We start from the raw sequence: 7,110 nt of genomic DNA, 5'->3' as shown, positions 1-7,110 counted from the left end.
CACGCGCAACCTGGATCACAACGGCGTCGACAACGTTGGCGTCGTCTTCCAGCAGGGCACGACGAACACGGGAACGTGGACGGCGGTCACCAACACGGCGAACCTCGCCGAGACGGCGACGGCTTCTACGTTCACGCTCCGCCAGATCACGACGGACGCCCTCGGCAACGCTGATACGGCGTACGCCGACCCGGTTCCGACGCACTTCCCGCAGAGCACGATTCCGGCGGCTGCGAAGTTCGGCGTCGACAAGACGCCGCCGCACCTCACGCTGACCAGCGGCCCCGCGAACGATTCTGTCTCGCAGGCGCTCGGCGGCACGGGTAACTACGTCGTCGCGATCACCGATACGCTCTCTGGACCGCACGCGCAGGCGCTCGTCGCGGTCGTCCGCCAGCAGCAGAACATCACCAGCAGCAACATTCCTGCTGAAGGCGCCGTGATGTCCAACGGTACCGAGAGCAACGGCAGTGGCGCGGGTTGCGTCATCGGCCGCTTCAACAAGACTCAGGCCGCAGCCGGCACCAACGCGCTGACGGTGTTGGCGAAGGACGGTTCGACCCTCGGCTTCTGCACGCCGACGTCCTACACTCTCACCAGCGGCACGACGATCGCCGCGAACTTCGGTGCTTCGGTTGCTGGCTACGTCACGACGCGCATCATCGGCGTCGACGAAGCGGGTAACCAGTCGCCGGTGTTCACCAACGTCATCGCCGAAGACAACGTGAACCCGACTGCTGGCCCGGGTATCTCTCTGCCGCAGTCGATCGCGGGCGGAGCCAGCGCGACGTTCCCGACCAACGCGACGGACAACCTGGATATCATCAGCGGCGTCGCTCAGCTGAGCTATCCGGGAGCCGGCGGCATGCTCCTGCAGTACGCGCCGTCGACGGCTGGTGCGGGTGTCGCGTTTGACAACGTGCTCACCACGTCCGCCGCGGTGACGCCTGGCGTTACGCTGTTCCTGCGCAACCTGCAGGACGGTTCAGCGGCAGCGCGTCCGGCGACGCCGGATAACACGATGGCTCCGACCGCGGTGAACATCGCCGTGTTCGATGTTGCGGGTCGCGCAGGCCAGACCGGCCTGATCACGCTCTCGCCGCAAGTGGCCATCAGCCAGCCGTCGTCGAACCCGTGGAGCTCGCAGTTCACGGGCGGCACGACGATCACGGCGAACAACGCCAACGTCACGAACTGCCCGGCCAGCGGTTGCGGCCCGAGCGGCACGACGACCCCGGCGAATCCGACGACGACGACCTTCACGGTCACGGCGGCGGGCGTCAGCGGTCAGTTGGCGAACCCCTTCACCACCGTCCAGATCTGGTACCAGGTCGGTGGCGCGGGCCCGTGGTTCCTCGCGGGCACGACGGGTGGCGGTTCATCGCGTGACACCGGTGCCAGTGGCAACCGGTTCTGGGACTTCACGTTCACGTGGGATCCGCCGGCCAGCGCGCCGATTGATCCGGCGACCGCCCTTGGCGCGTCGCTCACGCCGCCGAACGCTGGTACGGTTGTCCTCGCAGTCCGCGGTATCGGTATCACCGCGAACGGCGATGCGGTCGTGACGACCAGCTTCGCGCTTACCCTCACCAACCCGTAGTCTCAGGGTTGCAAGCAGTGCGAAAGGGCTCCGTCGAAAGACGGGGCCCTTTCGGTTTCTAGGGGTCGGGCGGGATCCGGGTAGTCGGGTTACCGGGCAACCGCGTGTCGGGATACCGGAACTGCGTGATGCGGTCGCTGCTACGCTGTCCCGGTATCCCGGCATCCCGGTTTCACGGTCACCCCCAAAAAGAAAAGCGCCGAGGGCATCGCTGCCCTCGGCGCTTTTCTTTTTCTCCTCCTATCTCTTCTTCAGCGGAATCTTGTTCGTCGCGGCGACGCTATCCCAGTACGACCAGCCGCGGCCGGCCAAGTGGCCGTCGATGAACACGAGAGGCGTGAGACGGCGGTAGGGGATGATCGTGTCCGGGCCCGCCGACGGCACGCGGCCGTTCACGAGCGCGGGCGCCTTGTCGTTCTCCGGCGTGAAGTACAGCACCTCGATGTTCTTTCCGGCGATGAGGAAGCGTTCGCGCGTGTAGACGTTCGGGAACGAGTCCGGCGGGGCGCCCGGCTGATCGGCGCGCGGCTTGAGGTCCTGCTTGATGATGTTGACCGCTGAGTCGCGCGATATGCCGGCGTTGAGCTCCTTGACCCGCTTGTCCTCGCAGGCGGCAAGCAAGCTGGCCGCAGCAAGTCCAGCGAGTAACAGCGTCCTTCGGCGAACGGAAGAATGGATCATGGGATCGGGTGGACAGGTGGACAGGTGGACAGGTGGACAGGTGGACAGGTGGACAGGGACGGGGTGGACGGGTGCGCTCGAAACAACCTAGCGGGCGGCGCGTCCCTCCGCGGTGACTCGCGAGTCATCGAGCAGACGACCCACCTCGCGGGGCATCAGCGCGAAAGCGGACGCCAGCGCGGCGATGGCGGCGTATTCTACACGCGACATCTCCGGCGTGTTTCCGCTCAACTCCCGCGCGATCGACGTCATCGTCACGGCCTCGATGCCGCACGGCACCATCACGTCGAAGTAGCTCAGGTCCGTCGACACGTTGAGCGCGAATCCGTGCCAGGTCACCCAGTCGCGGGCGTGCACACCGATCGACGCGATCTTGCGACCCGCCCCCTGCGTCCATACGCCCGTGAATCCGACGTTTCGCTCGGCCGCGATGCCGAATTCCGCCAACGCATCGATGAGCGACGCCTCGAGGGTCCGCAGATACCAGTGCAAATCTCGGCGGTGGCGCTTGAGATCGATGATCGGGTACCCGACGAGCTGCCCAGGGCCATGGAACGTGACGTCGCCGCCGCGCTCCACCTCGAACAGCTCGATGCCGCGTGACGCGAGCAGCTCTGGCGACGCGAGCAGGTGCCGCTCCTTCGACCCGCGTCCAAGCGTCACCACCGGCGGATGCTCGACGAGAAGCAGCACGTCCTGCGCGATCTCGCCGCTGATCCGCGCGCGAGCCACGGCGCGCTGGTAGTCGAGCGCGTCGGCGTACGGCATGAGGCCGAGGTGTTCGACCCAGAGCTCGTCAGGCGGCATCGAATTAGGTGGACAGGTGGACGGGTGGACAGGTGGACGGGAACCGCCAACGGCCGGACTGGAGTCTGAAGTCAGACGTTACTCTGATTTCAAGTCTCAGACTGTTCTTCCGTCCACCCGTCCACCTGTTCACCCGTCCACCTCCTACGCCTGGATCATCTTCCCGAGCGAGTCTAGGCACGCTTCCGCCACCGCCTCGGACAGCGTCGGATGCGCGTGGATCGCCAGGTCCACTTCTTCGACCGTGAACTCGTTGGCCCGCGCGACGACCAGCTCGTGAATCAGCTCGGTCGCGTGCGCGCCGACGATGTGGCCGCCGAGGATCTCGCCGTACTTCGCGTCGCGAATCACCTTCACGAAGCCTTCGGTGTCGCCCGACGTCCGCGCGCGTCCGCTGGCCATGAAGGGAAACTTGCCGACCTTGTAGTCGATCTTCTTGTCCTTGCACTGCTGCTCTGTGAGGCCGATCGACGCGACTTCGGGATGGCAGTAGGTCGCGTTCGGGATGTTGCCGTAGTCCATCCCATGCGTGCTCTTGCCCGCGAGCAGCTCGGCGAGGACGACGCCCTCGCGCTCGCCTTTGTGCGCGAGCATCGGCGGGCCGGCGACGTCGCCGATCGCATAGATACCCTTTGCCGTTGTCTCCATCTTGTCGTTGATCTTGATGAAGCCGCGGTCGGTGAGCTGAACGCCGGCCTCCTTGAGACCCAGCCCGTCGACGACCGGCGCTCGGCCGGCCGCGACGAGCACGACGTCGGCGGTGAGGTCCTTCTTCTCGCCAGCGGCTTCGACGCTCATCGTGACCGAAGTCTTGCCGGCCTTCACATTCGAGATCTTGGCACCGGTGAGGACGGTGATGCCTCGCTTCTTGAAGGCGCGCTCGACTTCCTTGGAGGAATCGGCGTCCTCGAGCGGCAGAATTGCCGGCATCACGTCCAATAGGGTTACTGCAGATCCGAAAGCGTGGAAAACGTCGGCGAACTCGCAGCCCACCGCGCCGGCCCCGACGATCACGATCGACTTGGGCGCCTTCTCGAGGATGAGCGCCTCATCGGACGAGATGACGGTTGTCTTGTTCAGCTCCAGTCCGACCTGCGGCAGACCCCGCACCCGGGAACCGGTCGCGACGATGATGGCTTTTTTCGCATCGTGCTTCTCGTCCTTGCCGTCGACCGTCTTGACCGCGACGACGTTCTTGCCGGCCAGCGTACCAGTCCCTTTGATCCACGTGATCTTGTTCTTCTTAAAGAGGAACTCGACGCCTTTGGAGTTTTGTAAGGAAACGGCGCGCGACCGCTTCATGGCGACGCCGAACTCGAGCTTGATCTCACCAGGAGTGACGCCGAACTCGGCGCCCTTCTTCATGTGAGTCGCCAGGGAGGCGGATTCGAGAAGCGCTTTGGCTGGGATGCACCCCCATATGACACAGGTGCCGCCCAGCTCCGATTTCTCGACGACGGCTGTGTTAAGTCCTAATTGAGCACATCGGATAGCGCCGACGTAGCCGGCCGGGCCGGCGCCGATGAAGATGACGTCGAAGGAAGCCATTGGTCGTTAGGGGAACAGGTGGACTGTTGGTGGACAGGTGGACGGGTGAACAGGTGGACGGGAACGGCGCCATCCTGAGGTCTGTACTGCCCGTCCACCCGTCCACCTGTCAGCCTGTCCACCCCAACAGTGACGCCGCCAAAAGATACCGGGGTTCTAAAAGTCGGCGCTACCAGCGGGATCAGCACTGCGCCGTCCGCGGTACGATAAGTGAATCTTGCCGGAATTCTCACCAATCCATAAGGTGTAGACCCATGGCGAACGCGGGACTGAGGTTGGGCAGCGGCTGGAGGCGCGTCGTAAGTCTTGGCGCGGCAGCGTGCGCCATGGCGAGCGTGCCGCTGCGCGCTCAGCTAACGCCCGTGTCGGACACCACGCGGCGCGACTCGATTCCCGCGGTGTTGATCGGTCACGTCGTCGACAGCACCGGCGTCGGATTGCCGGGCGCCGAGATCACGGTCAACAAATCAGACAGGGTGCACGCGATCACCGGCGACAGCGGCGAGTTTCGGATCGTCGATCTGCCCGCCGGCACAACCGTGTTCAACGTGCGGCGCATCGGCTTCGAGACGGCGAGCTTCACGGCCGTCCTCAGGGGCGGGAGGACGCAGCGCGCAAAGTTCTCGCTCACGCCGGTCGCTCAAGCGCTGCCGGTCGTCGCGGTATCTGACACCGCGACGAAGACGCATTGGCTCGACGACTTTTCCCGCCGCCAAAGTACCAATCGCGGCACGTTCATCTCGCGAGCCGAGATCGAACGCAAAGGGGCTCGGATGGGCACGGATGTCGTCAGGAGCGTGCCGGGCATTCGCCTCGTCCCGCGTCGCGGTGGAATCGGCAACCAGGTCCTGATGACGCGCGGCGACGGACCGCGCTCGTGCGTGCCGCAGATGTTCGTGCACAACATGGCCTACAGCGGCACGCTCGACGACTTCGTCGCCGAGGACATCGAGGCCGTAGAGGTCTACGTCGGGACGTCCGAGGTGCCGGCGGAGTTGGACAAAGCGGGCAGGGGGATCTGCGGCGCGATAGTGGTGTGGACGCGCGATCCCCGCAAACCACCCGAATAGCGCGCGCTCGGCGGAGACTTTTCGGCTGTTGTCGTCCCGCCCGATCTAGAAGACCAACATCAAAGGATTCTCGATCAGCCGTCGCAACGTCTGCAGGAACGCGGCGCCGACCGCGCCGTCCACCGCGCGATGGTCACAGCTCATCGTGATCCTCACGCGCTTCTGCACCTCGAAGCCGGCGTCGCCCTTACCCGGGACCATGACGTCGTGCGCCGTGCCGATGGCGAGGATGCCGACTTCCGGCGGGTTGATGATCGCGGTGAACTGGTCGATCCCGAACATGCCGAGGTTGGAGATCGAGAATGTCGAACCCGTGTATTCCTCGGGCTTGAGCTTGCGTTCGCGCGCGCGCTTGGCGAGCTCGCGCGCTTCGGCGGAAATCTCGCTCATGCGTTTGCGGTCGGCGTCGAAGATGACGGGCACGATCAGCCCGTCGTTCGTCGCGACGGCCATGCCGAGGTGGACGCGGTGGTGATAACGGATGCGGTCACCGAGCCAGTGGGCGTTGACCTCGGGATGCTGCGCGAGCGCTGTGGCGACGGCTTTCATGAGGACGTCGTTCACCGAGACCTTGTATTCCTCACCCAGCTCGAGCATCGCGGCGCGCAGCTCGGTGACGCGCGTGAGGTCGATGTCGGCGGTCAGGTAGAACGTCGGGATCGGCCCGATGGATTCGGCGAGACGTTTGGCGATCGTCTTCCGGATCTGTGTGAGGCCGATGTCTTCAAAGTCGGGTTGACCGGTGGACGGGTGGACCGGTGGACGGGTGACTGCTGAGAGCGCGGCAGCTGGCGCGGCGGCAGCGGCTTCGATGTCGCGCTTGATGATTCGACCGCCCGGACCAGAACCCTGAAGGGCCGATATATCGAGACCCCGGTCGGAAGCGAGACGGCGCGCGAGCGGCGATGACCGAACCTGGCCGCCGTTGTTGGGGGGGGCGGGAGGCCGCGGGGCCGGCGGGCCGGAACTCGCCGCTGGCGGTGATGGCGCTGGTGGAGGCGGGGCTGCTGGAGGCTCTGGCGGAGCCGCCGTAGCGGCGGGAGCGGGTGCCTGCTGGGCGGCGGGCGCCGCTTCCTTCGGTGCCGCAGATGGGGGCGCTGCTGGCGCCGCAGACCCGGCTTCTGCGAGCAGGGCGTCGATGTTTTCGTCCGGGGCGGCAATGACCGCAACGAGCTGACCGACCGGACGGGCGTCGCCCTCGTTGACCAGGCGTTTTCGCAGCACACCGTCGCCGCGCGCCACGAGCTCCATGACGGCCTTGTCCGTCTCCACTTCGGCGAGCACGTCGCCGCTCTTCACGGCGTCGCCTTCGTTCTTGAGCCATTTGACGAGGCGCCCCTCTTCCATCGTGGGCGAGAGCGCCTCCATGAAGACTTTGGTAGCCATCTATCGGTGGACGGGGTG

General features: G+C 65.5%; 6 protein-coding genes. 2 read left to right on the top strand and 4 right to left on the bottom strand.

From position 1 onward, the window contains the following. Positions 1–1,600: hypothetical protein (locus VGQ44_06820; protein HEV8446512.1), on the top strand; the 1,600-nt coding region annotated here is incomplete at its 5' end. A 240-nt stretch (positions 1,601–1,840) separates the two neighbouring features. Here VGQ44_06820 and VGQ44_06815 read toward each other — a convergent pair. From VGQ44_06815 to lpdA, 3 genes are all read right to left on the bottom strand, one after another. Further along, positions 1,841–2,281 (bottom strand): hypothetical protein, encoded by a 441-nt coding sequence (locus VGQ44_06815; GenBank protein HEV8446511.1) that lies wholly within the window; start codon positions 2,279–2,281, stop codon positions 1,841–1,843. A gap of 87 nt (positions 2,282–2,368) precedes the next feature. Next, positions 2,369–3,088, bottom strand: coding sequence for a lipoyl(octanoyl) transferase LipB (lipB, locus tag VGQ44_06810; GenBank protein HEV8446510.1), 720 nt, complete (start codon positions 3,086–3,088; stop codon positions 2,369–2,371). Positions 3,089–3,232: 144 nt separating this feature from the next. Continuing rightward, positions 3,233–4,636 carry a dihydrolipoyl dehydrogenase gene (gene lpdA / locus VGQ44_06805; protein ID HEV8446509.1) on the bottom strand — a complete coding sequence of 468 codons (1,404 nt, stop codon included), beginning with the start codon at positions 4,634–4,636 and terminating at the stop codon, positions 3,233–3,235. Positions 4,637–4,998: 362 nt separating this feature from the next. On the opposite strand from lpdA, the gene VGQ44_06800 reads away from it, so the two are divergent. Then, entirely contained in the window at positions 4,999–5,706 is a 708-nt protein-coding gene (locus VGQ44_06800) for a carboxypeptidase regulatory-like domain-containing protein (protein HEV8446508.1), read from the top strand. A gap of 45 nt (positions 5,707–5,751) precedes the next feature. On the opposite strand, the gene VGQ44_06795 is transcribed toward VGQ44_06800, so the two are convergent. Then, the gene (locus VGQ44_06795) at positions 5,752–7,092 is read right to left on the bottom strand and encodes a pyruvate dehydrogenase complex dihydrolipoamide acetyltransferase (protein ID HEV8446507.1); all 1,341 of its coding nucleotides are present in this window, start codon (positions 7,090–7,092) and stop codon (positions 5,752–5,754) included. Positions 7,093–7,110: the final 18 nt, after the last annotated feature.

It is taken from the genome of Gemmatimonadaceae bacterium (assembly GCA_036003045.1).
Lineage (GTDB): Bacteria > Gemmatimonadota > Gemmatimonadetes > Gemmatimonadales > Gemmatimonadaceae > JAQBQB01.
Note: the sequence above shows the minus strand (reverse complement) of the source record. Positions and strands in the feature narration are given on the sequence as shown.

Bases quoted from the DNA above. Each gene is read 5' to 3' on its own strand.
- VGQ44_06815 (HEV8446511.1), bottom strand. From the start codon at position 2,281: ATGATCCATTCTTCCGTTCGCCGAAGGACGCTGTTACTCGCTGGACTT.
- lpdA (HEV8446509.1), bottom strand. From the start codon at position 4,636: ATGGCTTCCTTCGACGTCATCTTCATCGGCGCCGGCCCGGCCGGCTAC.
- lipB (HEV8446510.1), bottom strand. From the start codon at position 3,088: ATGCCGCCTGACGAGCTCTGGGTCGAACACCTCGGCCTCATGCCGTAC.
- VGQ44_06795 (HEV8446507.1), bottom strand. From the start codon at position 7,092: ATGGCTACCAAAGTCTTCATGGAGGCGCTCTCGCCCACGATGGAAGAG.